The organism is Vibrio sp. 9-16B-A1 (genome assembly GCF_056726165.1).
In genome coordinates this window covers 289,636-314,792 of record NZ_JBSDZD010000003.1, presented here as the reverse complement: position 1 = coordinate 314,792, position 25,157 = coordinate 289,636, and the positions used below count along the sequence as shown (strand labels likewise).

Sequence of the window (25,157 nt, the reverse complement as noted above, 5' to 3'; positions counted from 1 at the left end):
TTTTTACATTTCCCGGGATAAGTATGAAATACGCCTGTTTATTGCTGGCCGTTCCAGCGCTTGCTTTTGCCCAGCCGGGCGACATCAGCCATATTGACCTGAAAGTTGGCTCCACCACTACCCGCGCCATTGCCAACGGCCATCAGAGCAACGAAGTTAAAGGCACCAGCATTGCTATTGAGGGCAACCGCCTCTACGAAGACAGCACGGCTTTCGATGCCCTGAAACTGGGTGTATTTGGCGGGCTTTCTTACGATGAACTGAATGACAAGAAAGCCCCAACCGGCACTAAGTTTACGGTTTATAACCTCAACCTGAACGCCGGTGGTGTGATGAACCTGGAGCTTGGCAATCGGGTTAACCTGTATGCCAAAGCGGGCGTTATCTACAGCATCACCGATACAAAACACACCGACCAAATGGAAGTGGAATCTGCCAGCGCCAATGGTTTTGGCTACACCCTGGGCGGCGGTGCGAATGTTCGCGTAACCGATCATCTGACGTTCGGTGCTGAGTACCGCCTGAACCGCCCATACTACGAAGAGCAAAACGGCTTTGAATACAGCCTGCGCGGTAACACCGTGTTCCTGACTGCCGGTTACCAGTTCTGATCAAATCAGGCCACCTGTACGGGTGGCCTGATTTTCATTTAAAGCACATATTCGTGCAGGCTGAGGGCTTTGCGAAACCGGAAAAACGCAAATTAAAAATGAACAGTAGCCCCAAGAGACACCACACCAGAACCGATATAACGGTTAGCCAGGTAAGTGTACTCCCAGTGCAAATCGAGCATGCCCACGCGTATCGCTGAGCCTATTGCCGCCTCACCGCCCAGCGCGCCTTTTCTGTGTTCCTGCCCGTCGATTTTATAACTCAGGGTGTAATAGTTCGCGCCCGCTTTGCCATAAAGCGTTACGTAATCATTCAATGGAAGCTCACCATAAAACACTGCCCGCGGGCCAGAGAAGCCCGCTTCTTTAACAGTTTCAGTGACACCATTGACCACTGTGGTCACAATCCCCTCGGTCGCACCATACCAACCGCCTTCCACGCCAATCTGGTCATTCACCATCCGGCGGTAATAAGCACCAAAACTCATCAAATCTCCGGCGCTGACATTTTCACCTTCCACTTCGATTGACTGAGCACCGTACCCCAATGAAATACCGATTGCATTCTGCTGAGCCATTACACCTGAACTTACCAGCAATGCTGCTGCAAATATGATTGTTTTTTTCATTATTTTCCTGACTTTACTTGATATAAACCGGGCAAGGTTACTGAACCCGTCAGGGGCAAAACATCACTTATTTGTCATGCTATTGTCGCTGTATGTCAGGCCATTCACTTATGCTGAACCCGGCATTCAATAAGTTTGAATTTTTTTAACCTGATCACAAGGTTATGCTCCTCCTGCCCTATCTGATACCGGAAGCTGTTATGGATGAAATCAACAAAATCATTGAGCCTGTAGACATGAGCCTGACCGATAAACAAGTAAAGAACCTGCTCTGGAATCCTCAGTTTGAAATCATTCAGCTTCTGCTGTTTGTGCTGGTTATTGCCCTTCTGCTCCAGGAGTGGTGGTGAAAACAATACGGAAGAAGATCGTGCTGGCTGCAGCAAAAGCCAGCGCGATGAACAGCATGCTGACTGTGGCAAAAAAGACGCGCCAGATAAAAAAAGCCGAGAGCCACGCCAAGCCACGCAGAGCGGACAAACTTTTTTCCGGCTACGCTTCTGCGAAATTTCAAAAACAACCACCTCAGAGCGCCATTTTGACGGCTTAAATTGGCGATTTAGGCGCATTTTAAATTACTGTTTTCTTTAAGGTTATTTTTCTGGCATTGCTCTGGTCCCGGTGATAGCCTTTGCCGAGTAACGAAATGGAGTAAGCCTGTGTATTTTGAAGAAAAAATCTATGATCACCACGATTTCACCCATCACGATCTGAGTGAACATCGCTTTGTCCGATGTAAGTTTTACCAGTGTGACTTCAGTCGCGCCGATCTGCGCGATGCCCGTTTCGAGCAGTGTGTATTTATCGAACCCGGCGAAGTGGAAGGCTGCCACTTTGAATATACCGATCTCCGTGACGCGAGTTTCCAGGAGTGTCAGATGTCGATGGCTAATTTCAAAGGCGCAAATTGCTTTGGGATTGAGATGCGCGGATGCGATCTGAAAGGCGCCAGCTTTGTCATGGCCAGCTTCTCCAATAGGATCAATCACCGCACTTTTTTCTGCTCGGCTTACATTACCGGCTGCAACCTTTCATACGCAAACTTTGAGCGTCAGTCACTTGAAAAATGCGACCTGTTTGAAAACCGCTGGATAGGCGCTAACCTGCAGGGCGCCTCGCTGCGCGGCTCAGATTTGAGCCGGGGCGTATTCTCACCAGACTGCTGGAGTCAGTTCAGCTTTCAGGAGTGCGACCTGTGTAATGCGGAACTGGAAGGGCTGGACCCGCGCCGGGTGGATCTGACCGGGGTAAAAATATGCGACTGGCAGCAATCGGTATTGCTGGAAAAACTCGGCCTTATCGTACTGCCTGGATAAAAACAGCCGCTGCAGTTTAACTGCAGCGGCCCACATCACGCCTTCACCGCGCTAAACAGCGCCACGCATCCATACATCTCTACCGATACCTGGCTGAAATGTTTTTTCAATGCGCTTTCCAGCGCGGCCAGGTCATCGTCCAGGTTTGAGAAAATGCCTTTCTTGTTGTACAGACGCATCAGCTTGTCAGCAAAACCGTTACGTTTTGTGCCCTTACCCAAAATCGTACTGCCAAACAGGATTCCGCCCTCGGCAAGCTCTTCTTTCAGGTTGGCAAACACCACCTCTTTATCCGCAATATTGCCAGGCAGACAGTGGAGAAGGTAATTAACGCTGATCGAATCGTATTTTTGCCCGCCAAGCTTCAGAGGCTCCAGAACATTGCGCTGATATGCCTGTGGGGTAATACCTCCCACCGCAGCAGACGCCACATCCAGACTGTTCTGGTTCAGGTCAACCAGACCAAGGCGCTTGCAGCCCGGAGAGAGGTGATTTCTCAGGTAGTAACCGGTACCCACGCCCACGTCGAGGTGATTATCAGTGGCATGACGCTCAAAGCGCTGGCCGATAAGCGGCGTCGGGCACTTCCACAGATAACGGTTTGAAAAACCCAGAACCCAAAGGTCGTAGATGGAAAGAACTTTTTTGGTATAAACAGCCTGACCGGCAGCAGCATCACTCATATCTGTACTTCATAAACAGAGGAAACCGCGCAGTCTAATGCAGAAGGAAATGGCAACAAATCTTACCAGATTATTAGAACAAGCTATTGGAGCGCATACTAAAAAGCCTCCTGCAAAGGAGGCTTTTTCATCTTAAAACAAACAGTTACAGCTGAGCTTTCACCACCTGCTCCAGTTGCTCAAACGGCACGTAACCCGGGATCACTTCCTCGCCAATGATAAGTGCTGGCGTGCCACGCAGGCCAAGGTTGGTGAACAGACTGTAGTTATTGCTGATAAGGCCCTGCACTTCCTTATCCGCTTTCAGGTACTCCTTTGTACCAGTTACTTCAGCGATCTTTTCCAGAGACGCGGTATTGTGCGCGCCTGGCTTTTTCACCAGCAGATCGTGCACTTGAGCGTAGTCTTTCTTATCGTGCTGCCATACATTCAGCGCGTACGACGCCGAATTCACTTCCTGCCCGTGCTCTTTCAGCGGCAGATAGAGATTCACCACCTTGATCTGAGGGTAAGCTTTCACCAGCTTCTCCAGTTCGCCGTCGAGTTTCTTACAGTATGGGCAGCTGTAGTCGGTCATATTGATCAGAGTCAGTTCCGCCTTTTCTGCACCCATGGTGGTATGACGCGGATCATTGATGTAATCCTGGCTTGCTTCAAGCAGCTGACTGAACTTCTGTTTTTGTTGCAGGTATAACTGCAGGCTCTGGTGAAGATCATCGACCAGCTGAGGGTTGTTTTTCAGCATTGCAACGATGTCATCGATCTTACCCTGATCCGCCGCAGCCCAGACATTACCTGTTACCAGAGTGATACAGGTGGTAAGTACAACAAGTAGTTTTTTAAACATAAGATTTCCTGATTACTGATTCAGCCAGACACGCGCCATCACGCCCGGGGGGGTGGTGATCCCGGTAGTGACCGTACGGATTTGGCCGTCTTTGATAATGAAGATGGCGGGCGTAACTGAAATGTTCCAGTCGCGAAAAATCTCGCCGCGCTCATCGTTGATATTAAGAAACTGATAGTCGTGCGCCTGGAGGTAGGCATTCACTCTTTTATCCGGCCCGGATGAGCCGGAAACCGCGACCACAGTATAGTCGTCGCTGAGCCAGCTAAGGCCCGGGCTGACGAACTTACACGCCGGGCACCATGTCGCCCAGAAATAGAGCACCACAGGCTTATCCTGGCTGAGCTGCGCGAGATTCACCGGCTCGCCATCCACGGTGATACCGGTCAGAGGCGGTGCCTCACCAGCCGGCATATCCTGGCTGCGATACCAGTCCACCGCCCAGGCAACGACACTGCCAATTAGCAGCAGCACAACCAGCTCTTTCAGCCAGTAAAACAGCGATTTTTTCTTCATCACTGCTCCCCCGAAGCCTGGCGCAGCGCATCCAGCACGACTTCACTGCTCAGGATGACAGGCAGCGGGATCCCCTGTAGCGCGGCAGGACCATAGACGATATTAAATGGCACGCCGTAGCGGCCGTTTTCCTGCAGATACGAAGTGATCTTCTCACTCGGCCTGGTCCAGTCCCCTTTCAGGCGGACGATGTTCTGCTGACCCAGTGCTGAATAGACCGGGTCCTGAAGCAACACACCTATCTTGTTGGCTTTACAGGTGACGCACCAGTCCGCAGTTACATCGACAAACACCGTCTTTCCGTCGGAAACGGCCAGCGGAATCGCAGCATTGTCCAGCGGCTGCCAGTTGTGGTCGGCATTTACCGGCTTAGCCCAGTGCTCACTGGTCAGGCTGCCTGCGGCAAGACCCGCCACAAGAGAAAGCAGAACCACTCCACCGCCGATGGCAAACGCCCTGTCACCGTATACCTTTCTTGTGCGCCACAGCATGACAATAACCGCAACAAGACCGGCAACCACCAGCCACATCCATGGCAGATGATTGGCCAGCAGACTCAGCAGCCAGATGCTGGTAAGCAGCATCATCGCGCCGAACAACAACTTAACCCGGTTCATCCAGGCGCCCGGTTTTGGCAGCATACGGGCAAGTGACGGGAACAGTGCGACCAGCAACCACGGCAGCGCCATACCTATCGCCAGCGCAGTAAAGATCAGCATCAGCTCAATGCTGCCAGCCGCCAGAGCAAAGGCCACCGCTGTGCCTAAAAACGGCGCAGAGCACGGCGTTGCCAGCAGAGTCGCAAACATGCCCTGTACAAAATGACCTGCGTAAGAGTTATCCCCTTTCGACGCCATCCACGTATTCGCAGATGAAGACAGTCGCAGTTCAAAAAGCCCCAGCATGTTGGCACCGAACAACGCGGTAACCAGCACCATAAAGCCGATAAACCAGCCGCTCTGGAACTGAATCCCCCAGCCAACCGCCTGACCCGAGAACTTGAGTACCAGCAGAAATCCGGCAATCAGCCAGAAAGACGCCAGGATACCGAGTGACGAAGCAATAAACTGCAAACGGATCTGACGCCTTGCCAGCCCCTGAGCGCTGATCACGCCACTCAGTTTCATGCCAAGCACAGGCAATACGCATGGCATTATGTTCAGGATCAGGCCACCGATAAGCGCAAAGCCAAGTACCGTAAGCAGGGGAAGCGGCGGCTCATCAGATACAGGCGCGGATCCGGCCTGGACCTCAGTAGCCCGCTCCGCGAGCATATCGCCATCCCTGACAGTGATATTAATGCTCTTACCGTCAAGCTCGGGATCCCCCAGCCAGGTCGACACCTTATAGCTGGCGGTCAGCCTGTTTCCGTCGCTCTTTTGCTTCGCAGGCTTAAAGCTGTACTCGCTGAGCGCTTCGTCGCTGCTGTCGATAATAAGCTCCGGATTACTCCAGCCGCGGCTGTTTTCAAGGCTGACAGCCAGGGTCTGCTTAGTGCTGTCCCAGTTTGCCTGAACAACCTCAACCTGCGGCTGCGCGGCCGGAACTTTACTCATCGTCTGAGCGCGGACAAACATCGCCTCCGGCGATACGGTCAGTTCTGAGGGATTAACGCTCAGTTCAAACGGGTAATCGGTCAGCACGCACACGGTCGTACAGGAAGAGACCGTCAGGGTTCCTTTCAAATGTACCGGCTTAGTGAGATCTTCCGCCTCGATTGAAAGCGGGATCACCACTTCATCATGATAGCCAAATGTCTTAAGCCCCAGCAGGTCAAAACGCTGCGGGTAAGGCCAGTGCCAGCTGACGTTCTTTACGTTCGATGAACCGCTCCAGTCGATGCCAGGCGCAACGCCACCCTCACCCGGAGAGCGCCAGTAGGTTTTCCAGCCATCTTTAAGCACGATATCCAGATAAGCGTGCAGGGTATTGGTTTGTGGCTCTGTCTGACCGGTCAGGGCAATTCGTGCAGTCACCGGTGGATGATGCGGGCTGCTCAGCCAGCCTGTCGAAACGGCCTCATCCGCCCTGGCCGCAAAGCTGCCCAGGGTCAGGAGAAGAATCGCAGCCAGTTGAAGAAACAGACTGCGCGGATGTAATTTTGATTTCATAGATAGTTCCGTAAATAACCAGTTTCAGTGTTGTTTTGTTACTGAAAGCCTTGGTTATTCCCGGAACACACACAGGGTAAGGTGAACCCGCCTTTTCGGGGGAATCGGTTCGGTAAAGCAGGGGGCAGGAGAACGCAGCGTACCCAGCCAGGCAACGATCGCCAGGGCCAGGATAAACATCGGCAACGCCACATTATCCAGCTGAATTTTGGATACAGAGAGCATCTTCTCAGAGAGATCACATTGCTTGCTCAGTTCACTTTTATGGTGAGTACCATCGAGCACATGGCTCTCCGGGATATTACTGCCAGGGCCGGCATTGACATAACTCAGTTGTTCTTTTGCCTGGCAAACGGAAAAGAATCCGGAGTTTTGCGCCAGACACACTGCAACCACCCAGCCGACAAGCAGCAGAGCAATTCTGGCAGTAACAGGACGCAAAAAAGGACGATTCATTCAGTATCCGGGTAATCAGTTCAGCGGGCCACAATAGTACATTGCTGGTCAGTATAGTGTTAGCTTACTGTAAAAACCTCACATTTAGCACAGATATCCTGAGCCACTATCATTAATTATTTGTTCAGTGGCAGTGTGAAAAAGCACTCAGAAGGAAAAACCTCATGTCTGACAGAGATCTACTACTCGATTTTGCACATGACTACGAGTTATTTTCTTAAACTCACACGTCGATGTGATTTGTCGAACTGATATGTTCATAGTAAATCATCAGGCACTAACTTGTTAAATAAAACAACATCATTTGTCTTGATTTATCTGAGGCAACCAACAATCTTCCGAGCTTCTGTTGAGTTTTCAATCTCCGGGAAGACTACATCCAAACTCTCGACCTAGCCCAGCGATAATGGTATTGTAATCATATCGTTTCCAGTTTATAGCTTACTATGCCTACTCCAAACAAATATTTATTGGCAAAATTCGCCTCAATTTTCGCCCTACTAATTACCATTAGCGTTATTATTTACACTGATCATTTCAACTCCATTTTAGTCAGAATTGAAAATGGAAGATTAGACATTGCTTTAATTATGCTTCTTATTGACGCATCCTTACTCTTTTGTCTTACAGCATGCATGCTCTCATCCTTTGCCTTCACATCAATCTATGTCTTACTACTTATATCTGATTACGTTAGCCTAAGTTTAACCGGCGACTTTATAAACCAAGATGTAATTAGATTAATTTTCACTGAATACGCCAATACAGATAGTTTCATTAAGGCATATGACATTTCTAGATTCATTGTTTACTTCCTGATTGCCTTATTAGGCAGCTACTATTTAACAAAGAAAATCAAGGGAACCTCATTTATTAGCCGCAAGATTGCAATGTTATTTTTTGCAATAGGTTGCTCTATATCTTACGGAATAATGATAAGAACTGCCAACTCATCAAGTAGTCCAGTTCAACCATTTAGTTTCTTTTCCAACATTGCCTATTATAAAAACAACTCTATTATACACACCGAAAGGAGTGACCAAGTCAACACAACTCTACATGAAAATGGACAAAAGAAAAATATTGTACTTATCGTTGATGAAAGTATTGTACCCTCTCATTTAGGTATCAATGGTTATGAGTTCAACACAACTCCGTTTTTAAACTCCATAAAAAACAAATACAGAAACTATGGACGGGCATTATCAAGTACAAACTGTTCAGGCTCTAGTAATATTATCTTCACTTCAGCCTCTAAAGCTGACGATTTCCCAGATCATAGGGGTAAGCACTCATTATCAAAACCTAGTATTTTTACACTTGCTAAAAAAGCCGGGTATAAAACCCAGTATATTTCAGCTCAAAGCAAGCCTGGATTTAACTTTCAGAACAACATGTCTGAGTATGACCTCCGGGATATAGACTCTTTTATTGGAGTTGCTGACTCTGAGGCTACTTATAGAAGCGACTTTAATATTATCAAGCCTGCCAGTGAATTTATCAAAAGCAATGACAAAACTTTCACTTACATTGTAAAAAGAGGTAATCACTTCCCATGGGGGGATAGCAACTATGATGAAAGCAAAGTTCCATTCCCATCCAAATCCGATGTGAAATTACAATATAAGAGCAGGAAGGACTTAATTAACAACTACAATAATGGTATTTATTATTCTGTAGATCTCTTTTTATCAAAGTTTTTGCCTGCTATCGATAAATCTGAGCCAATAGTATTTTACACATCCGACCATGGGCAGAGCATCCTCGAGGATGGAGTAATTTCAACTCACTGTACAGCTAGCGGAAAAATCCCGTTCTCTCAAGGAGAAGTGCCACTATTAGTTTTTAATGATGAGGATGCTGTAGTTGTCAACGGTGATGGGCTTTACAGTCACTTCAATATAATTGACTCTATTTTATACAGAATGGGGTATGATGTCGAAATGAACAGCACCATTTACTCCAACTCACCAATTAAATATGATTATTTTCTAGCTGGAGACATTTGGTCAAGTGTTAGAAAAGTAAAAAATAAATCGTAATTAACATTCAACGATTTTATTTACAGAATATTCGTTTCTCTTAAGGAGCAAATGTCGAGGCTGTAGTTGAAGTGAATATCGCTACAATCCTCACCAAACAACATTGGACTGGCAGTAGTAGGAGTCAGAGGTACCGCTGCCAGTCTACATCAGATTTTTAGCGCTGCTAGAGCTGCAGTTCATCAATTGATCAAACTCAAACTAATCACATGGCAACCTTCCTCTTCCTCTGCAACTCTGTAAAACTTCATTTTTACCTGACACCTGAAGACAGTTCAAACCATTCAATGTGTGAAAAACGAAATAGCATTTGTTCTTTTGGCGAGCAGTCGAGGGTTCGGTAAAATACAGTCTCTATAATCAGTGAGAAAATACCCAAAAAGGACAAACCATGAAGAAACTTTTCGCGCTTTTACTGCTTGTTGCCCTGCCGGGATTTGCGGCAGACACGGCTGCTGAGCCAACCAAAGTTGCTTTCCAGGTCGTAACGGACAATGACGCACTAAAACAGATGCTGGATAAAGGGCTGAATGAACGCTTTGCAGCAAACGAGACGCTGGAGATCTCTGAAAAGGTTTACTGGTCAAAGCTTATCATCTACGCCGTGCAAACTTCTGAAAGCAAATCTAATCCGGATGGATGGATCTTCAGTGTTGCCCACGTATCCAACTACCCGGCAATGATCGTGGCATCAAACGTCCTTGGTAATGAGGACCCGGCATTTCAGAAGCAGATTACGGATCTGAAACCTGTTGTGGAGTACATGGCTAATGAACCAGGCCTGCTCAGCCACCTTAACGTGGCTCACCTTGACTCCGCGAGCCAGAAAAGTGTCGATAACCTGCTAGACACCCTTTTCTCGACCTTTTTGAATAAACTTAAGTAACCCCGCCGAAACAGACCGCCCTCACAGTTCAGGGCGGTCAAACACACCAACTACTCACCCGAATTTAACACCCTGTTATCAAACAACTTTTCTTACCGGCCAAGTGCACACTTTTGCATACCAGCTATTAACATAGCCAACCAGGCCAGTTAATAATAAAGACTAGACAACGGCAACACCGCAAAGCTACATCGAGAGTTCATTTGCTGACAGGGTAAAGTCTGGTTTTAGTAGTTCCCGGCTTTATTCTGTCAACTTCCAGGGTGGACTCCCCATGCAGTATTTGAACCCCAGCTGCAGACCTGACCACTTCTACAGTTCTTACGCCTGCCCCTTGCTGTTCAAGCCTTCGTTGCCTGTCACCGGATTATTAATTGATCAGGAGACTCACCATGAGTGACATTGCGCTTTCTATCAGCATTCTTGCGCTGGTAGCGGTGCTTGGTCTCTGGATCGGTAACTGGCGCGTCTGTGGCGTTGGTTTAGGGATTGGCGGAGTGCTGTTTGGCGGCATTCTGGTTGGTCACTTTACCGGCACCTGGGGCATCCAGCTCGATTCAGAAACCCTGCACTTTATTCAGGAATTTGGCCTTATCCTGTTTGTTTACACCATAGGGATACAGGTCGGCCCGGGTTTCTTCTCCTCACTGAGAAGTTCAGGGCTTAAACTCAACGGCTTTGCTGCCCTCATTGTCCTGCTGGGCTGTGTGGTGACCGTTGCCCTCTACTACCTTTTCGATGTTCCCCTTCCTGTGATTCTTGGCGTCTTCTCCGGTGCGGTAACCAATACCCCATCCCTCGGTGCCGGACAGCAAATCCTGACCGAACTCGGCGCCAAAGAAGCCATGCTCGATATGACCGGTATGGGTTATGCCATCGCCTATCCATTCGGGATCTGCGGAATTCTGCTCACCATGTGGTTGCTGCGTCTGGTGTTCAAAGTCAACGTGGATAATGAAGCAGACGAGTTTGAAGTCACCAACGGCCACAAAAAAGAGAGCCTGCATACCATCAACGTGGCAGTGAAGAACCCTAACCTGAATGGTCTGGCGCTGCAGAGCGTTCCCGCGCTCAATGAGGGCGATATTATCTGCTCACGCCTGAAACGGGGCGACTCGCTGAAAATCCCCAAACCCACTTCCCGTATTGAGGTCAATGATCTTCTGCACCTGGTCGGCGACAAGCAGGCGCTGGAAAAAGCACGGCTGGTGATCGGTGAAGAGGTGGACGCCTCACTCTCCACCCGCGGCACCGAGCTGAGAGTGCAGCGTCTGGTGGTCACCAACGAGATCGTACTGGGTAAAAAACTGCGCGATCTGGATCTGAAAGAGAAGTATGACGTGGTGGTATCGCGCCTTAACCGGGCCGGTGTCGAACTGGTTCCCACCAGCCACTCTACCCTCCAGTTTGGTGACATCCTCAACCTGGTTGGCCGTCAGGACGCCATCGAAGCGGTCAGCGGCATGGTCGGCAACGCCCACCAGAAACTGCAACAGGTACAGATGCTGCCGGTGTTTGTCGGTATTGGTCTTGGCGTGTTGCTTGGTTCCATTCCGTTCTATCTGCCCGGCTTCCCCGCTGCGATTAAACTTGGTCTTGCCGGCGGCCCGCTGATCGTGGCGCTTATTCTGGCGCGGATAGGCAGCATAGGTAAGATGTACTGGTTTATGCCCCCAAGTGCCAACCTGGCGCTGAGGGAGATCGGCATCGTGCTGTTTCTGGCAGTAGTCGGGCTCAAATCCGGTGGTGGATTTGTCGAAACCCTGATTGAGGGGGATGGCCTGAGCTGGATGGGTTACGGCGCGCTGATCACCGCAATCCCGCTGATCACGGTCGGCATTCTTGCCCGCATCCTTGGCCACATCAACTATCTGACCATCTGCGGCATGCTGGCCGGCTCAATGACCGATCCACCCGCCCTGGCTTTTGCCAACGGCCTGCACGAAGAAAGCGGCGCTTCCGCACTGGCTTACGCCACGGTTTACCCGCTGGTGATGTGTTTGAGAATACTGTCACCGCAGATACTGGCGTTGATTCTCTGGACGCTGTAGACGGGAGAACGCGGGTACTGGGTACTGGGTACTGGGTACTGGGTACTGGGTACTGGGAAAGAGCATAAAACCCAGGACCCAGGACCGCGACCCCTTATCTATACCGCAATCACCTTATCCGCCCACAACACCCAGCTTGTCAGCTCTGGCATAGTGCCAATCTCTGCACCCTCCACAAACATTTCTTCATTCAGTCCGCGCGCGGCGATGCAGGTTTTACACAGCTTAATATCTGCCTGCTGTTCAACCAGGATCTCCAGCATCTGGGCGATGTTATAACTGAAATCCGGCGTATTCTGACCTTTCACCGCGCCATACACACTGTCAGACATCAGAAACAGCTTCAGCTCAACCTCTTCCTGCTCCTGATCTTTCAGCGCCAGCGCCATACGCAAAGCGTTAAACATGTGCTCGGTACCATAAGGGCTGCCTGAAAGTGTCATGACGATTTTTTGCATCTTTTAATCCTGTTGAGAAGTGAAATATGCCTGTCGCCCGCACTGGCAGGCGTCAGCAAAAATGAACAGAGAACTGAAGTTAACACAGCTGAAAAAACCGGTATTGCTGACGATCATGAAAAGCATTTGCTAAGAAAACATTTGCCTATGGCTAAATCCGGAACCAACTTCCTTCCCGCGCTCTGTTACTTAGCTTCTGCATAGGAGGAAATCTCCATACACAAAAAGAAATTCACTTTATCGATTGCCCTCTTTGAAATGCAATTGAGAACGATTTACATTAAAAGAACAGAACACAGGGATACTTTCCCTGAAAAAAGTATCTAAGTAAGCAGGCTCCCCTGCTAAGGAACAACGAATATGACTGCACAAATCACTCAATGGCTGGCACGGGACCCCGATCCCAAAACCCGTGAAGAGTTACAGCACCTGGTCGATACCAATAACGAACAGGAACTGACAGACCGGTTCAGCTCACGTCTGGCGTTTGGTACCGCTGGTCTGCGTGGTAAAGTCGGCGCGGGCCCTAACCGCATGAACCGCCTGGTTATCCATGAAACGGCCGCAGGTCTGGGTCATTACCTGACTGAACAGGTGCAAGATGCCTCATCCCGTGGTGTGGTGATTGGTTATGATGGTCGTACGGATTCGAAGCAGTTTGCGCACGATACAGCTTCGGTACTGACCGCGCTGGGTATTAAGGTTTATCTTACATACAAAACAGCGGCGACCCCCATCGCAGCCTTTGGCGTCCGCGAGCTGAATGCTGCTGCCGCAGTAGTGGTCACCGCCAGTCACAATCCCCCGGAGTACAACGGTTTTAAGGTGTACTGGGAGAACGGCGCGCAGATCATCCCGCCACATGATTCCGGCATCGCGGCGAAGATTGATGAGGCGACCACAAAACCGCTTCCTCTTATGTCACTGGAAGAAGCAAAGCAAAAAGGCCTGCTCGTCTGGCTCGAAGAGGAGTATTACCAGAGCTACCGTAAAGCGATGAACGGGAACGCGCTGCTGGCTCCCGATAACAGTACCGACATATCCATTGTTTACACCGCAATGCACGGCGTGGGCGCAGATATGGCAGAAACGCTTCTGGCTGATGCCGGCTTTAAGAAAGTGGCCAGTGTTGCAGAGCAGCGCGAACCAGACGGCACCTTCCCGACCGTTAACTTCCCTAACCCGGAAGAAGCAGGCGCAATGGATATGGTGATGGCGCTGGGCAAGTCCGCAGACGCGGATATCGCCTGTGCGAATGACCCGGATGCCGACCGCTTTGCCGTTGCGGTAAAACGCCCTGACGGTGAATACCAAATGCTGACCGGTGACCAGGTGGGCGCACTGTTTGGTGATTACCTGCTTGAAAGCCAGCCGAACGCGCTGGTAGGCAATACGATTGTATCTTCCCGCCTGCTGAGCAGCATTGCGAAAGCGCACGGCGCTGAGTACTTCCAGACACTGACCGGTTTTAAATGGCTGACCAACGTAGCGATGAGCCAGGAAACAGAATCCAGTCCGTTTCTGTTCGCTTACGAAGAAGCGCTTGGTTACACCGTCGGCAGCAGGGTATGGGATAAAGATGGTCTCTCTGCACTGGTCGCGTTCTCTCAACTGACCGGTAAGCTGAAAGCACAGGGCAAAACGCTGTGGGATAAGTTGGAAGAGCTGTACCGCCAGCACGGTTTCTACTTCAATGCACAACGCAGCATTGCGCTGGATCCAAAATCACCACCAATTGGTGATAAGCTGCGGGCCAATCCGCCGAAAGAGATTGCCGGTAAGCGGGTTGAGGTAACTGAAGATCTTAAATCATCACTTCGCTTTGTGACTGACGGCCCGACAGAGGCCATCAACCTGCCGGCAAGTGACGTACTGATTTACCATCTGGAAGACAAATCACGCGTCATCGTCCGCCCTTCCGGTACTGAGCCTAAGCTGAAGTGCTACTACGAAGTGATCAGCGACTTCCCTGCTGACATGACCTACGTACAGGCAAACCAGGCTGCGGAAGCGAAGATGAACGCGCTGATTGAAGCGCATCAGCAGAGTCTGTAATTCAGGCCATCATAAGATATGTGGGGCTGAAGACGCCCCCTTTTAACAAAACCGGGACAGGTCTTTATTGTGCACAGCCATTACAAAGATCTGTCCCGCCCTCTTCCTGTAATCCCTGCTTTCACCCTGCACCAACCATAATTGAAGAAGAGCTCGCACTCTTAAGCAGGTTTTTCCAAAGTAAAACAGAGTGCGTATGGTAGAGTGATGCTCCTTTGGCTGCAGTGCTCTCACAGCAGCAGGAAGAACCAGTACAGGCAAATGAGAGCTGGCTGTGAAAACCAGCCTTATCCTGCTTTTCAATCAATTAGTTAACTCAGGAGTGACAACAGTATGCCAGGACAGCTTCATCACGTTTCGTTAACCGTCACCGACCTGGAGGCCAGTAGTCAGTTTTATGGCCTGTTTGGTTATCGCACGCTATCTGAATACAAAGACGCAGAGCTGCATATTGTCATGCTGCACAACAGCCGTTCCAGAATCGAACTCTTTCATTTCAATTCAGATATCGAACCGGGCTCTGACCACAAGTTAATCTCACTCAAAAGAGCCGGAATAACGCATTTTGCTCTGTCTGTCCGGGACCTCGATGACTATCACCGCAGGCTCTCTGATGTAACTGAAGTGACTTCTGTTTATGAAGCCCGGCTGGGAGGGTTTCGCTATTTCTTCTGCCAGGCCCCTGATAATAATCAGGTTGAAGTTGTGGAGGAGAGCAGTTAGGTGGCTCTGGCATGGAAAATGAGCTGTCCTTGCCCGGCGTAACGGGTTCTTTTCAGAAAAGCCGGCAGATGTACAGCCCTCAGTTCGCTTGCCCCGTATCCGGGCAGACTTTCTTTTGCATCAGCAAACAGCAAAGCCTGCCCTGAGTCAGCGACAATAACGAATCGTCAGATCTTCTCCACACCCATGTTAAACAGGGCAAAGCTGTACATATCCGTGTAAAGATCGATGATCTTATGAGTTGGCGTACCCGCGCCGTGACCGGCGTCAGTTTCAATACGGATCAGGGTTGGCTGACTTCCGGCCTGTTTGGCCTGAAGCTCGGCAGCAAACTTATAAGAGTGCGCCGGCACCACACGATCATCATGATCGCCGGTAGTAATCATCGTTGCCGGGTACTCTACCCCCGGCTTCACGTTATGGACCGGAGAATAGTTTTTCAGATACTCAAACATCTCCTTACTCTGCTCAGCTGTACCATAGTCGTACGCCCAGCCTGCCCCGGCAGTGAAAGTGTGATAGCGCAGCATATCGAGTACGCCCACCGCCGGCAGTGCGACTTTGAACAGGTCCGGCCGCTGTGTCATTGCAGCGCCCACCAGCAAACCACCGTTCGAACCGCCGTTGATTGCCAGCTTATCTGACGAGGTGTAACCCTGATCAATCAGGTACTCTGCCGCAGCAATAAAGTCATCAAACACGTTCTGTTTTTGCATTTGAGTACCAGCGTTGTGCCACTCTTTCCCGTACTCACCACCACCACGCAGGTTCGCCACCGCATAGATACCGCCAAGCTCCAGCCAGGCTGCCCGGCTCGCACTGAAGCCCGGAGTCAGGCTTACGTTAAAGCCACCATAGCCATACAGAATCGTTGGCGTTTTGCCATTTAGCGGAGTGCCCTTTTTGTAAGTGATGATCATCGGTACTTTAGTGCCGTCTGCGGATGGATAGAAAACCTGCCTGGACTCAAACTGCTCAGAGTCAAAAGGGGCCGCAGATTTGAAGTAGACAGAGCTCTCACCGGACTTAATATCCAGCTTGTATGTCGTCCCCGGCGTTTTGTAGTTGGTAAAGGTGTAATAGACGTCTTCGTCTTCTTTTTTACCACCAAAGCCATGCGCGCTGCCGATATCCGGCAGTTTAATCTCACGAATGAGTTTGCCCTGCATATCGTACTGCTTCACCTTTGAGAGGGCATCGACCATATAACGGGCAAACATAGTGCCACCGGCAGTCGAAACACTCAGCACATTGCCCGTTTCAGCAATCACGTCTTTCCAGTGCTCTGGTTGTGGCTTAGTTATATCAGCCATAACCACGCGCTTGTTTGGCGCGTTCAGGTCAGTCTCAAGGTAAAGAGTGGTACCCGCCGTGTCGATAACCCAACTGTCTGAATCGGTATTATCCAGCACAGTCACCAGCTGACTGTCAGGCTTTGAAAGATCCTTAACGTAAAGCTTGTTACCTGATGTTGACTCCATCGCTCCAATAACCAGGAACCGGCCGTCTTCCGTGGTGTAACCTGAAACGTAACGGTGCTTCTCTGCCTCCGCACCACCAAAAATCACCTGATCTTCGCTCTGTTTGGTTCCCAGCTTATGGAAATAGAGCTTGTGCTGATCCGTTTTCGCAGAAAGCTCGCTGCCTTTTGGCTTGTCGTAGCTTGAGTAGTAAAAACCTTCGTTATTTCGCCAGCTGATGCCACTGAATTTCACATCCACCAGCGTGTCACCGATTGGCTTCCTGGTTTCCGCATCCAGAACGATCACCTTGCGCCAGTCACTGCCCCCTTCAGAAATGCTGTAAGCGAACAGAGAGCCATCTTTAGAAAAACTGATCCCGCCAAGTGACGTGGTGCCCTCTTCGCTGAATGTATTCGGGTCCAGGAAAACTTCCGGCTCACCATCATCCAGCTGACGATAAAGAACGTCCTGGTTTTGCAGACCATTATTCTTGTAGAAATAGGTATACCTGCCTTCTTTAAATGGACTGCCGACTTTCTCGTAATCCATCAGCCGGGTAAGGCGCTCTTCTATCTTGTCGCGGTACGGGATCTGGTCCAGGTAACCGAAAGTGACTTTGTTCTGGGCCTCAACCCAGCCAGCTGTTTCATTGCTGCGGTCATCTTCCAGCCAGCGGTAAGGATCTTTTACCGATGTGCCAAAGTACTCATCCACCACATCAACGGTTTTGGTATTGGGATATTTGATTGTCATTGACTGTTCCTGTTGTTGTGGGGATTCATCTGCAAGAGCGGCCGGCAGCCCTCCCGCCACAGATACAGAGAACGCCAGAACCAGAGCTTTCAGCCGCATAGCCTTTCCTTGTTGGAATTTATAAATAAAACAAGACTCTACTACATTCCAAAACTCAAAACCTGGTTCTGCGATGTACTTATACGGACTCTGTGAATAAAGACGAAAAACCAGCTGAAAAACAGCCGGTAACGTTTCAGAAAGACTCAGACCGCAGACAGAAATGCTTATTTCGCCTGCTGCATTTCAGCCAGGCCACCTGCATTATGCAGACGGGTGAAACCTTTGGACTTCAGATACTGATAGGCCATGCCGGAGCGGTTTCCACTGCGGCAATAGAGGACAATTGGGGTGTCTTTATCGATATCTGCAAAGTGCTTTTCGATGTCGGAAAGTGGATAGTTGAGGGCGTCATCCAGATGCCCTTCGGCGAACTCTTCCGGAGTCCGGACATCCACGACCATTGCGCCCTGCTCAATCCATTGCCAGCCTGTTTCAGCCCGCTCAGAGGCCAGTACGTTTGGGGCACCTAAAACCAGCGAAGCGACAAGCAGCGCGATTGATTTTTTCATGTCATTTTCCCTGTAAATCCGTTACGCCAGAATAATGAGTTTACGGCAGAGTGCCGGGATATGGCTCACACAGGCAAAGAAAAAAGCCCGGAGCCGCTGCCTGTAACAGCGACTTTCTGCCCGCCACACCGGGAGATCACAATAAATCTCAGACCGAAGAAGGCTCCTCACCACTTCCGGCCCGGGCTAAAGACGCACCATCCATCTCAGCATCGTATTTGGCGACATTAGCCATAAAGGCCTTCTTTTCTGCCGCAGGAATCGACTTCGCCATTGGAATTTTGGCCTTCATCGCATCAACCGCACGTCCGTTAATCAGCAGCTCATAGTGAATATGTGCCCCGGCCACCCGGCCGGTCGCGCCGGAAAGCGCAATTTTCTGGCCGCGTTTCACTTCCTGCCCTTTCCGGACCAGGATCTTGCTGTTATGAAGGTAGCGGGTGCTGTAAGTCTGATTATGACGGATCACGATGTAGCGCCCGGCATAAGGGTGGTTGGCGGTCATCGCCACTACACCATCACTGGTCGCCAGTACCGGCGTACCGGTTGGGGCTGCAAAGTCCGTTCCTTTATGAGGAGAACGGCGTTTGGTGACCGGATGAAGGCGGTTTGGATTGAATCCGGAGCTGATCCGCCAGCGTTTGGCAGTCGGGTAGCGCGTGAAGGCACGCTGCAGACTCTCGCCATTAGCATCGTAGAAGTTACCATCATCATGCAGATAAGCAGCAATCAGGTTTCCATTGTGCTCCATCCGGAATGCCTTAAGCGCACGCTTACCACTCGGCTCTCCTTCGACAAACTGTGCAGAGCGCACAACTTCAAACTTGTCACCAGCGCGTAAGTCACGGGAGAAGTTGAGTTTATCCCTGAGAAGACGGGTGATTTCATCGATCTCGTTATAAGTCAGTCCTGCTTTCTTGGCAGAGATGGAAAAGCTGCCCACAACACTGCCAGCCAGAACGGTCTCTTCCCACTCACCTGGAATGCTGATTTCATTTACCTCGAAACCTTTCTCGCCCATTCTCTGGTAAACCATTTTCTCGGCGATGTTCTTTTCCAGCTCAAGCTTGTTCAGCTGACCGGTTTTGTCCTGCCAGATACGCAAGGTGTCGCCAGGCTGAATGGAAGCGAGATGAAGAAAGTCCACATCGGCTTCCATGACCGGAAGCAGGTCGGAATAGCTCAGGCCAAGTGTAGAGAAGATCCCGCTCAGGGTATCATCCGGGCGGATTTGATATTCAAAGGACGGCAGTTCAACCACCTCTGGCTGCAACTCTTCAAGCAGCTCCGGAAGCGGACTTTCCGGCAGGTTCAGGGGGATTTGCTTAGCGGGCTCAGAGCTGTACATAGCGAGCGCTATCGCTGTCAGCGTGGTTACACCGATAACTCCGTACAGAGGTTTTGAAATCATGGTCTGAACGGAGGCTGATATTTTTTTGTACACGGGGAATGCTCTCGATTATTCGGTTTTCTTTAATGCGTCAGATTAGTACTGAAAGAAGAAGTTAATCGTCATACATACGGCAATGGGAACCAGAATATAGAAATCCGCTTCTGACTCAAGCCCGGATGAGTCAGAGTAACGCTAAAATTCCTCAAAACTTGCCAGTTACCCCATAACAGCGGCGAAAAGTGGATAATAAGTGTCCCGATTCCAGGACCTCACGACTAAAACTCTGGTCTGAGCTATCTTTTGTCATACAGATGCATAAAGCTTGAGAAAACCAGCACAAGGAAGTGACCATGACTCAATCCGCCAAATTCTGGGACAAAATCGCAGAAAAGTACGCCAGAACCCCCGTCAGTGATGAAGCCAGCTATCAGAAAAAACTGGCCGAAACCCAGGCCTTCTTCACCCCGGAGATGCGCATTTTAGAGTTCGGTTGCGGCACAGGCTCCACCGCCATCACCCACGCCCCGCACGTCGCCCATATCGATGCGATTGATATATCAGAAAACATGATCGACATCGGCCGTGAAAAAGCCCAAAAAGCCGGCATCGACAACATCACCTTCCACCAGGGCACGCTCGAAGAATTCCACGCTGAAAGCGAAAGTCTGGACATGGTACTGGGCCTGAACGTCCTCCACCTGCTCCCCAACCGCCAGGCAACCCTCACCGAAGCCGCCCGCATCCTCAAACCCGGCGGACGCTTCGTCACCAGCACCGCGTGCCTGGGAAACTCTTACCTTAGATTCATCAAACTGGTGGAGCCATTGGGCAAGCTGTTCGGGATGATGCCGGATGTGTATGTGATGAAGGAACAGGAACTGGCGGATGAACTGCGTGAGGCCGGATTTGAGATAGAGAGCCAGTGGCGGCATGGGGCGCAGGGAGTGGCTGTGTTTATGATTGGGAGGAAAGTTGGTGGCTGAATGCTGGCCTGAGCAGAGTGCTCAGGCCAGTCGATGTGGTGTCAGGTGCAAAACAGATGAGCATCATCATTCATCCGCCCATACGTTCTTAAAGTCAGGCCATGACCAGTCTGTCATCGATACCCCCTGCAGGACACCGAGCCATTCGAGCGTTTGCCGGTGATGAAACAGAGGTGTTAACCAGTTTTCATACAGCATGGTGGTCGCCAGCGACTCAAGTATTTGCAGATAATCGCCTGCCCCATGTTGCTCACGCAGCCGGGCCAGCTCCTCCTCAAGCCACTGCTTTGCTTCAGTGGGTAAAGCCTGATGTAAAACCGGGTTTGAACAGAACCAGCGGAACATTGAAACCGGCAGATTATCATCGGTAATAAGGCTGGCAATGATGAGAGCTTCTGTCAGCTCATTCCGCTGTGCCCGTTCATGCAGCTCTGACAAAGAGTAAACATTTACCCGGCTTTCGATTCCCATCTGATTCAGTTTTTTGCTCAGTACCCTGGCGCAATCAAGGATAACCAGGTGGTCATATACCGCGATATCAAGCCGGGCGGGCAGCAGAGTTTCGTCGGCGGATTGTGGCCGGACTTTGGTCCAGTCCGGGAGCAGGCTATGGGCAGGAATGGATGAACGCAGCAACCCAGACAACTCCTTTTCCTGTAAAACAAGTTCCGGCGACAGGGTTTTACTCAGGAACTTTCGTTGCGCATGAGTAAGTACTGTTGGCCCATTCCCCATATTGAATACCAGATATATACATCCGTTTTCTATCCGGGTTTGTGTGCTGGCAGGGTCTGACGAAATAGCTTCTGTTAACTGGTGAGGATTATCTTCATTGGTGCGGCCAAACTGAATCCGCTCGCTGGGGGTGTGCTCAAACTGCCAGATAGTGACGCTGTCTGTCAGTGATCTTACAGAAAAGTAATGATCAAAGGCCTGAAGGCGCAGTCTTTTGTCAGACTGCTCAACCATCCTGAACGGCCCGCATCCGTCTACGTTGCGGTTTGACGCATGACCTAACTGTGTAACCGGCTGAATCGAATAACGCAGATCAGACAATAAAGCAGCAAAACCCTTATCCGGCGTACTCAGCTCAAATGTTACACACTGATGAGACGCTGAGATCTTTCTTACGTGGGCAAGTTCCTTTTCGTATTCAGGCAACACACGCAGTTTGCTGAACAAATCAGAGATCAACTCAGCATCTATCAGGGAGTTTGAATGGAATCTCAACTGAGGGCGAATATAGAAGCGCCATACCGTCGCGTCATCACTTTGTTTCCAGTGGTGTGCTAACTGAGGCTTAACGAGACCATTTTTATCGCAGGCGGTTAAACACGCATATAGCTGCCTTACCAGAAAGCGTTCACTGTTGCGCAGTGGTTTATGAGGCAATAACTTGCTGAAGATGCGCTTATAGGTTAGCTGAATGTGCAGCTGCCCTTCCCGGATCAAAGCGCCTGAGGTTTGCTGGAGTAAAGTACTGAACTGGTGCTGATCTCCCTCTAACAGTTCCAGAGCACTCTCGTAGTGTCCCTTTTCAATTAAAAGCCGTGCTCTAGAAGCCTGTATTTCATTAAGTGAAAAACAGAGATGTAAAGTAGAACGTTGGTTACGGCCGGCTTTTGGCGTCCAGCTCAGCCAACCACGTTGCTGCATGGATTGTAATAATGTCCTGCAGTGACGGGGAGTCGTACAAAGCAGATCGGCAACCTCTTTCAGTGAAATTAATAAATCCTGCTTAATACCGAGTGACATTAAACGGGAGTAATACTGAAAAGCTCTTTCATCTTTCAAAACAGGGCTCCGGATGCGCTGGAAACTTCCTTATTTTAGTCTCCGGCCCCGGATTAAAGCAATTTTGCTCCCCTTACACCCAAAACAGGAAGAAAACCTGATGTAAATACGCTCTGTTTCACTTCCCTTTATTGGCTGATAATTAGTCCTGTATTAGCCAACAGTGACCAGACAGAGGTTTCCATGATTCAGTTTCCGGATGATTTTATGTGGGGCGGTGCTATCGCTGCCAATCAGGTTGAAGGTTCTTATGACCTGGATGGTAAGGGGCTTTCGACCTCTGATATGCTTCCTTCAGGCATCCTTAGCCCTCATCAAACCCGCGATGAACGAACGCCGGGTATTAAGGATTTGGCCATCGACTTTTACAACCGGTATCCGGAAGATATTGCTCTGTTTAAAGAGATGGGGTTTAACTGTTTACGCCTTTCACTGGCATGGACCCGCATCTTCCCGAACGGTGATGAACCGGAGCCAAACGAAGCAGGCCTGGCATACTACGACAGGATTTTTGATGAGCTGGCGAAACATGATATCCAGCCATTCGTAACCTTGTCTCACTACGAAATGCCTTACGCTCTGACAGAAAACTATGGTGGCTGGGGTGACAGAAGACTCATTGAGTTTTTCGAACGTTATGTCACAACCGTATGTGAGCGCTACAAAGACAAAGTGAAGATGTGGCTGACCTTTAACGAGATCAATATGTCTCTGCACGCTCCCTTCACAGGTGTGGGGCTGCAGGAGGATGCCACTGAGCAGGAAATTTATCAGGCAATCCATCACCAGTTAGTAGCAAACGCCAAAGCCGTTAAGATCTGTCAGCGCACTGTTCCGGATGGAAAGATCGGTAATATGCTGCTTGGCGCTATCAACTATCCGCTCACTTGCAACCCTGATGACGTTATCGCTGCAATGCAGGAAAACAATAAGTGGCTGTTCTTTGGCGATGTCCAGACCCGTGGTAAATACCCGGGCTATATGCTGCGCTACTTCCGCGAGAATGACATACAGATCAAAATGGAACCTGGCGATCTTGAGTGTATCGCAGGCGCGTCCGTCGATTTTATCTCATTCAGCTACTACGCCAGCGGCTGCGCAAGTGCCGATCCAAAGCAGAAAGAGGTTGGCAATATCGTAGACAGTGTGCCAAACCCTTATCTGGAAAAGAGTCAGTGGGGCTGGCTGATCGACCCTAAGGGGCTGCGCATCCTGCTGAACTTCCTGTATGACCGCTACCAAAAGCCGCTGTTTATTGTTGAAAACGGGCTGGGAGCAAGAGACGAAATCGACGAGAACGGTGAGATACAGGATGACTACCGTATCGCTTATCTTAACGACCACCTGGTTCAGGCCAGAGAAGCGCTGGCTGATGGAGTCGAGCTGATGGGTTTCACCAGTTGGGGGCCAATCGACCTGGTGGCGAACTCCACTGCGGAACTGAGCAAGCGCTATGGATTCATCTATGTAGACCGTCATGATGACGGGACAGGCACCTTAGAGCGCAAACGTAAAAAGAGCTTTAGCTGGTATCAGGAAGTGATAAGAACGCAGGGTAATTCGCTGACGGTGCGTTAACCGGATCACCAGGCGCCAAAAACTCTGCCGATTATTGATCTGGATTACATTTCACTTTGTCGTTTTTCGGGATGATCTTTTTATAAACTACCATGTTTAAATTGATGTTTTACAAAGTCATCCCAATGACATGTTCACTGACAGATGGAGTAACAAAGTGAAAGAGCATTCAACGCCGCTGCCAGATGAGATTGAATCCCGCCGCTCAGTACTGTACGTCGTACTGATTGTCACCATTGTTGCGACAACCGGCTTTAGCCTGCTCAACCTAGTACTGTGGCCAGGCTATGGCCTGGTGCAGGCCGCGTCCGTCCTGCTATGGGTTTACATACTGAGAGTGGTTAAGAAAACGCCTAAACTACAACTCTGGTCACTGTGTTATTTACTCTCCTCATTTGGTCTGGTTTTTTATCCGTTTCTTATCACTGATTTTCGCGTCGGGTTATTTTCCTGGATATTTGTCTTTCCTGTTCTTTCCTACCTTTTGCTCGGCCGAAAACCCGGTATGGCGGTCTCCTTTATCTGCAGCCTGAGCGGCCTTGGCGCTTTAGCCTGGCGGATCTGGCAACAGGACCCCAATATTAGTTGGGTCGCGCTGACAAACTATGGCGCCTGTACGGCGGTTATCTGGGCAATGGCCCATGCTTACGAACGTAAACGTGAGTCTGTCGTTCGCCGCCTGCACAACATGGCCACCAGAGATCCGTTAACCGGGCTGCTGAATGTCCGAACCTTGTTCGACACCCTCAGCGACGCACTGGAACAGGCCAAACAACGCTCAGAACCATTGACGGTTATCTATATTGATGTGAACGATTTTAAAGTCATCAACGACACTCATGGCCACCAGCGTGGTAATGAGATCCTCATTACCGTGGCAAAAGCGATTAAGTACGCGACCCGGCAAAAAGATCACATTTTCCGTTACGGTGGCGACGAGTTTGTGATGATTTTTCCAAACTGCACCAGGCAGCAGGCCCGAAGCATTTGTGAACAACGCCTGGCAAGTGAACTGCGCAAAAGAGAAAGCACCCTTTCTTTGAGTATTGGCTATGCACAAACGGGCCCAGCAAGCTATCTCTCACCGGATGCACTGCTGCAACAGGCTGATAATGATATGTATGCGGTGAAGCGGGCTTCTAAGCAGTGCAAGGGGCAAACGAACGTGTGTCAGGAGTTAGGTGAAGCGGCGTCTTAG

Annotated in this window: 23 protein-coding genes; 12 read left to right on the top strand and 11 right to left on the bottom strand. The window is 50.0% G+C overall.

Features of this window, described 5'->3' with window-relative positions:
* Window positions 1-23: 23 nt before the first annotated feature.
* Window positions 24-611 carry an outer membrane protein gene (locus ACVB80_RS07475; protein ID WP_481080653.1) on the top strand — a complete coding sequence of 196 codons (588 nt, stop codon included), beginning with the start codon at window positions 24-26 and terminating at the stop codon, window positions 609-611.
* A 92-nt stretch (window positions 612-703) separates the two neighbouring features.
* Here ACVB80_RS07475 and ACVB80_RS07470 read toward each other — a convergent pair whose 3' ends face one another.
* A complete protein-coding gene (locus ACVB80_RS07470; RefSeq protein ID WP_481080652.1) occupies window positions 704-1,240 on the bottom strand; it encodes an outer membrane beta-barrel protein in 537 nt (178 codons plus the stop codon).
* A 200-nt stretch (window positions 1,241-1,440) separates the two neighbouring features.
* On the opposite strand from ACVB80_RS07470, the gene ACVB80_RS07465 reads away from it, so the two are divergent.
* The 3 genes from ACVB80_RS07465 (at window position 1,441) to ACVB80_RS07455 (ending at window position 2,556) form a co-directional block, all read left to right on the top strand.
* Window positions 1,441-1,590, top strand: coding sequence for a hypothetical protein (locus ACVB80_RS07465; protein ID WP_481080651.1), 150 nt, complete (start codon window positions 1,441-1,443; stop codon window positions 1,588-1,590).
* The gene (locus tag ACVB80_RS07460; protein ID WP_481080650.1) at window positions 1,587-1,790 is read left to right on the top strand and encodes a hypothetical protein; all 204 of its coding nucleotides are present in this window, start codon (window positions 1,587-1,589) and stop codon (window positions 1,788-1,790) included. The genes ACVB80_RS07465 and ACVB80_RS07460 overlap by 4 nt, the downstream gene beginning before the upstream one ends.
* Window positions 1,791-1,899: 109 nt before the next feature.
* Window positions 1,900-2,556 (top strand): Qnr family pentapeptide repeat protein, encoded by a 657-nt coding sequence (locus tag ACVB80_RS07455; protein ID WP_481080649.1) that lies wholly within the window; start codon window positions 1,900-1,902, stop codon window positions 2,554-2,556.
* 35 nt (window positions 2,557-2,591) lie between these two features.
* Here ACVB80_RS07455 and ACVB80_RS07450 read toward each other — a convergent pair whose 3' ends face one another.
* From ACVB80_RS07450 to ACVB80_RS07430, 5 genes are all read right to left on the bottom strand, one after another.
* Window positions 2,592-3,239 (bottom strand): class I SAM-dependent methyltransferase, encoded by a 648-nt coding sequence (locus ACVB80_RS07450; protein ID WP_481080648.1) that lies wholly within the window; start codon window positions 3,237-3,239, stop codon window positions 2,592-2,594.
* Window positions 3,240-3,384: 145 nt separating this feature from the next.
* The gene (locus ACVB80_RS07445; RefSeq protein ID WP_481080647.1) at window positions 3,385-4,086 is read right to left on the bottom strand and encodes a DsbA family protein; all 702 of its coding nucleotides are present in this window, start codon (window positions 4,084-4,086) and stop codon (window positions 3,385-3,387) included.
* A 12-nt stretch (window positions 4,087-4,098) separates the two neighbouring features.
* Window positions 4,099-4,602, bottom strand: coding sequence for a protein disulfide oxidoreductase (locus ACVB80_RS07440; RefSeq protein ID WP_481080646.1), 504 nt, complete (start codon window positions 4,600-4,602; stop codon window positions 4,099-4,101).
* A complete protein-coding gene (locus ACVB80_RS07435; RefSeq protein ID WP_481080645.1) occupies window positions 4,602-6,713 on the bottom strand; it encodes a protein-disulfide reductase DsbD family protein in 2,112 nt (703 codons plus the stop codon). The genes ACVB80_RS07440 and ACVB80_RS07435 overlap by 1 nt, the downstream gene beginning before the upstream one ends.
* Window positions 6,714-6,767: 54 nt before the next feature.
* The gene (locus ACVB80_RS07430) at window positions 6,768-7,169 is read right to left on the bottom strand and encodes a hypothetical protein (RefSeq protein ID WP_481080644.1); all 402 of its coding nucleotides are present in this window, start codon (window positions 7,167-7,169) and stop codon (window positions 6,768-6,770) included.
* A gap of 446 nt (window positions 7,170-7,615) precedes the next feature.
* Between ACVB80_RS07430 and ACVB80_RS07425 the strand changes: the two genes are divergently transcribed.
* The 3 genes from ACVB80_RS07425 to ACVB80_RS07415 all read left to right on the top strand — a co-directional run bounded on the left by ACVB80_RS07425 (window position 7,616) and on the right by ACVB80_RS07415 (window position 12,148).
* Window positions 7,616-9,211, top strand: a complete 1,596-nt coding sequence (locus ACVB80_RS07425; RefSeq protein ID WP_481080643.1) for a sulfatase-like hydrolase/transferase — start codon at window positions 7,616-7,618, stop codon at window positions 9,209-9,211.
* A 391-nt stretch (window positions 9,212-9,602) separates the two neighbouring features.
* Window positions 9,603-10,097, top strand: coding sequence for a hypothetical protein (locus ACVB80_RS07420; protein ID WP_481080642.1), 495 nt, complete (start codon window positions 9,603-9,605; stop codon window positions 10,095-10,097).
* A gap of 392 nt (window positions 10,098-10,489) precedes the next feature.
* Entirely contained in the window at window positions 10,490-12,148 is a 1,659-nt protein-coding gene (locus tag ACVB80_RS07415; RefSeq protein ID WP_481080641.1) for a putative transporter, read from the top strand.
* Window positions 12,149-12,246: 98 nt separating this feature from the next.
* Here ACVB80_RS07415 and ACVB80_RS07410 read toward each other — a convergent pair whose 3' ends face one another.
* The gene (locus tag ACVB80_RS07410) at window positions 12,247-12,606 is read right to left on the bottom strand and encodes a DsrE/DsrF/TusD sulfur relay family protein (RefSeq protein ID WP_481080640.1); all 360 of its coding nucleotides are present in this window, start codon (window positions 12,604-12,606) and stop codon (window positions 12,247-12,249) included.
* Between the two features lie 360 nt (window positions 12,607-12,966).
* Between ACVB80_RS07410 and ACVB80_RS07405 the strand changes: the two genes are divergently transcribed.
* Window positions 12,967-14,661, top strand: a complete 1,695-nt coding sequence (locus ACVB80_RS07405; RefSeq protein WP_481080639.1) for a phospho-sugar mutase — start codon at window positions 12,967-12,969, stop codon at window positions 14,659-14,661.
* A gap of 333 nt (window positions 14,662-14,994) precedes the next feature.
* Window positions 14,995-15,384 carry a VOC family protein gene (locus ACVB80_RS07400; protein WP_481080638.1) on the top strand — a complete coding sequence of 130 codons (390 nt, stop codon included), beginning with the start codon at window positions 14,995-14,997 and terminating at the stop codon, window positions 15,382-15,384.
* A 167-nt stretch (window positions 15,385-15,551) separates the two neighbouring features.
* Here the strand turns inward: ACVB80_RS07400 and ACVB80_RS07395 are convergent, their stop codons facing one another.
* The 3 genes from ACVB80_RS07395 to ACVB80_RS07385 all read right to left on the bottom strand — a co-directional run bounded on the left by ACVB80_RS07395 (window position 15,552) and on the right by ACVB80_RS07385 (window position 19,655).
* Window positions 15,552-17,699 carry a prolyl oligopeptidase family serine peptidase gene (locus tag ACVB80_RS07395; RefSeq protein WP_481080637.1) on the bottom strand — a complete coding sequence of 716 codons (2,148 nt, stop codon included), beginning with the start codon at window positions 17,697-17,699 and terminating at the stop codon, window positions 15,552-15,554.
* Between the two features lie 167 nt (window positions 17,700-17,866).
* Window positions 17,867-18,211: a rhodanese-like domain-containing protein gene (locus ACVB80_RS07390; protein ID WP_481080636.1), complete on the bottom strand. Its 345-nt coding sequence runs from the start codon at window positions 18,209-18,211 to the stop codon at window positions 17,867-17,869.
* A 148-nt stretch (window positions 18,212-18,359) separates the two neighbouring features.
* Window positions 18,360-19,655, bottom strand: a complete 1,296-nt coding sequence (locus ACVB80_RS07385) for a peptidoglycan DD-metalloendopeptidase family protein (RefSeq protein ID WP_481080635.1) — start codon at window positions 19,653-19,655, stop codon at window positions 18,360-18,362.
* Between the two features lie 299 nt (window positions 19,656-19,954).
* Between ACVB80_RS07385 and ACVB80_RS07380 the strand changes: the two genes are divergently transcribed.
* Entirely contained in the window at window positions 19,955-20,587 is a 633-nt protein-coding gene (locus ACVB80_RS07380) for a class I SAM-dependent methyltransferase (protein ID WP_481080634.1), read from the top strand.
* A 66-nt stretch (window positions 20,588-20,653) separates the two neighbouring features.
* On the opposite strand, the gene ACVB80_RS07375 is transcribed toward ACVB80_RS07380, so the two are convergent.
* Window positions 20,654-22,381, bottom strand: a complete 1,728-nt coding sequence (locus ACVB80_RS07375) for an SgrR family transcriptional regulator (protein ID WP_481080633.1) — start codon at window positions 22,379-22,381, stop codon at window positions 20,654-20,656.
* Between the two features lie 183 nt (window positions 22,382-22,564).
* On the opposite strand from ACVB80_RS07375, the gene ACVB80_RS07370 reads away from it, so the two are divergent.
* A complete protein-coding gene (locus tag ACVB80_RS07370; protein WP_481080632.1) occupies window positions 22,565-23,959 on the top strand; it encodes a glycoside hydrolase family 1 protein in 1,395 nt (464 codons plus the stop codon).
* A gap of 157 nt (window positions 23,960-24,116) precedes the next feature.
* Complete coding sequence (locus tag ACVB80_RS07365; protein WP_481080631.1) at window positions 24,117-25,157, top strand: GGDEF domain-containing protein; 1,041 nt, start codon at window positions 24,117-24,119, stop codon at window positions 25,155-25,157.

Coding starts and splice junctions, on each gene's coding strand:
- ACVB80_RS07475 (WP_481080653.1), top strand. CDS start 24: ATGAAATACGCCTGTTTATTGCTGGCCGTTCCAGCGCTTGCTTTTGCC.
- ACVB80_RS07470 (WP_481080652.1), bottom strand. CDS start 1,240: ATGAAAAAAACAATCATATTTGCAGCAGCATTGCTGGTAAGTTCAGGT.
- ACVB80_RS07465 (WP_481080651.1), top strand. CDS start 1,441: ATGGATGAAATCAACAAAATCATTGAGCCTGTAGACATGAGCCTGACC.
- ACVB80_RS07450 (WP_481080648.1), bottom strand. CDS start 3,239: ATGAGTGATGCTGCTGCCGGTCAGGCTGTTTATACCAAAAAAGTTCTT.
- ACVB80_RS07445 (WP_481080647.1), bottom strand. CDS start 4,086: ATGTTTAAAAAACTACTTGTTGTACTTACCACCTGTATCACTCTGGTA.
- ACVB80_RS07440 (WP_481080646.1), bottom strand. CDS start 4,602: ATGAAGAAAAAATCGCTGTTTTACTGGCTGAAAGAGCTGGTTGTGCTG.
- ACVB80_RS07435 (WP_481080645.1), bottom strand. CDS start 6,713: ATGAAATCAAAATTACATCCGCGCAGTCTGTTTCTTCAACTGGCTGCG.
- ACVB80_RS07430 (WP_481080644.1), bottom strand. CDS start 7,169: ATGAATCGTCCTTTTTTGCGTCCTGTTACTGCCAGAATTGCTCTGCTG.
- ACVB80_RS07425 (WP_481080643.1), top strand. CDS start 7,616: ATGCCTACTCCAAACAAATATTTATTGGCAAAATTCGCCTCAATTTTC.
- ACVB80_RS07420 (WP_481080642.1), top strand. CDS start 9,603: ATGAAGAAACTTTTCGCGCTTTTACTGCTTGTTGCCCTGCCGGGATTT.
- ACVB80_RS07415 (WP_481080641.1), top strand. CDS start 10,490: ATGAGTGACATTGCGCTTTCTATCAGCATTCTTGCGCTGGTAGCGGTG.
- ACVB80_RS07410 (WP_481080640.1), bottom strand. CDS start 12,606: ATGCAAAAAATCGTCATGACACTTTCAGGCAGCCCTTATGGTACCGAG.
- ACVB80_RS07405 (WP_481080639.1), top strand. CDS start 12,967: ATGACTGCACAAATCACTCAATGGCTGGCACGGGACCCCGATCCCAAA.
- ACVB80_RS07400 (WP_481080638.1), top strand. CDS start 14,995: ATGCCAGGACAGCTTCATCACGTTTCGTTAACCGTCACCGACCTGGAG.
- ACVB80_RS07395 (WP_481080637.1), bottom strand. CDS start 17,699: ATGCGGCTGAAAGCTCTGGTTCTGGCGTTCTCTGTATCTGTGGCGGGA.
- ACVB80_RS07390 (WP_481080636.1), bottom strand. CDS start 18,211: ATGAAAAAATCAATCGCGCTGCTTGTCGCTTCGCTGGTTTTAGGTGCC.
- ACVB80_RS07380 (WP_481080634.1), top strand. CDS start 19,955: ATGACTCAATCCGCCAAATTCTGGGACAAAATCGCAGAAAAGTACGCC.
- ACVB80_RS07370 (WP_481080632.1), top strand. CDS start 22,565: ATGATTCAGTTTCCGGATGATTTTATGTGGGGCGGTGCTATCGCTGCC.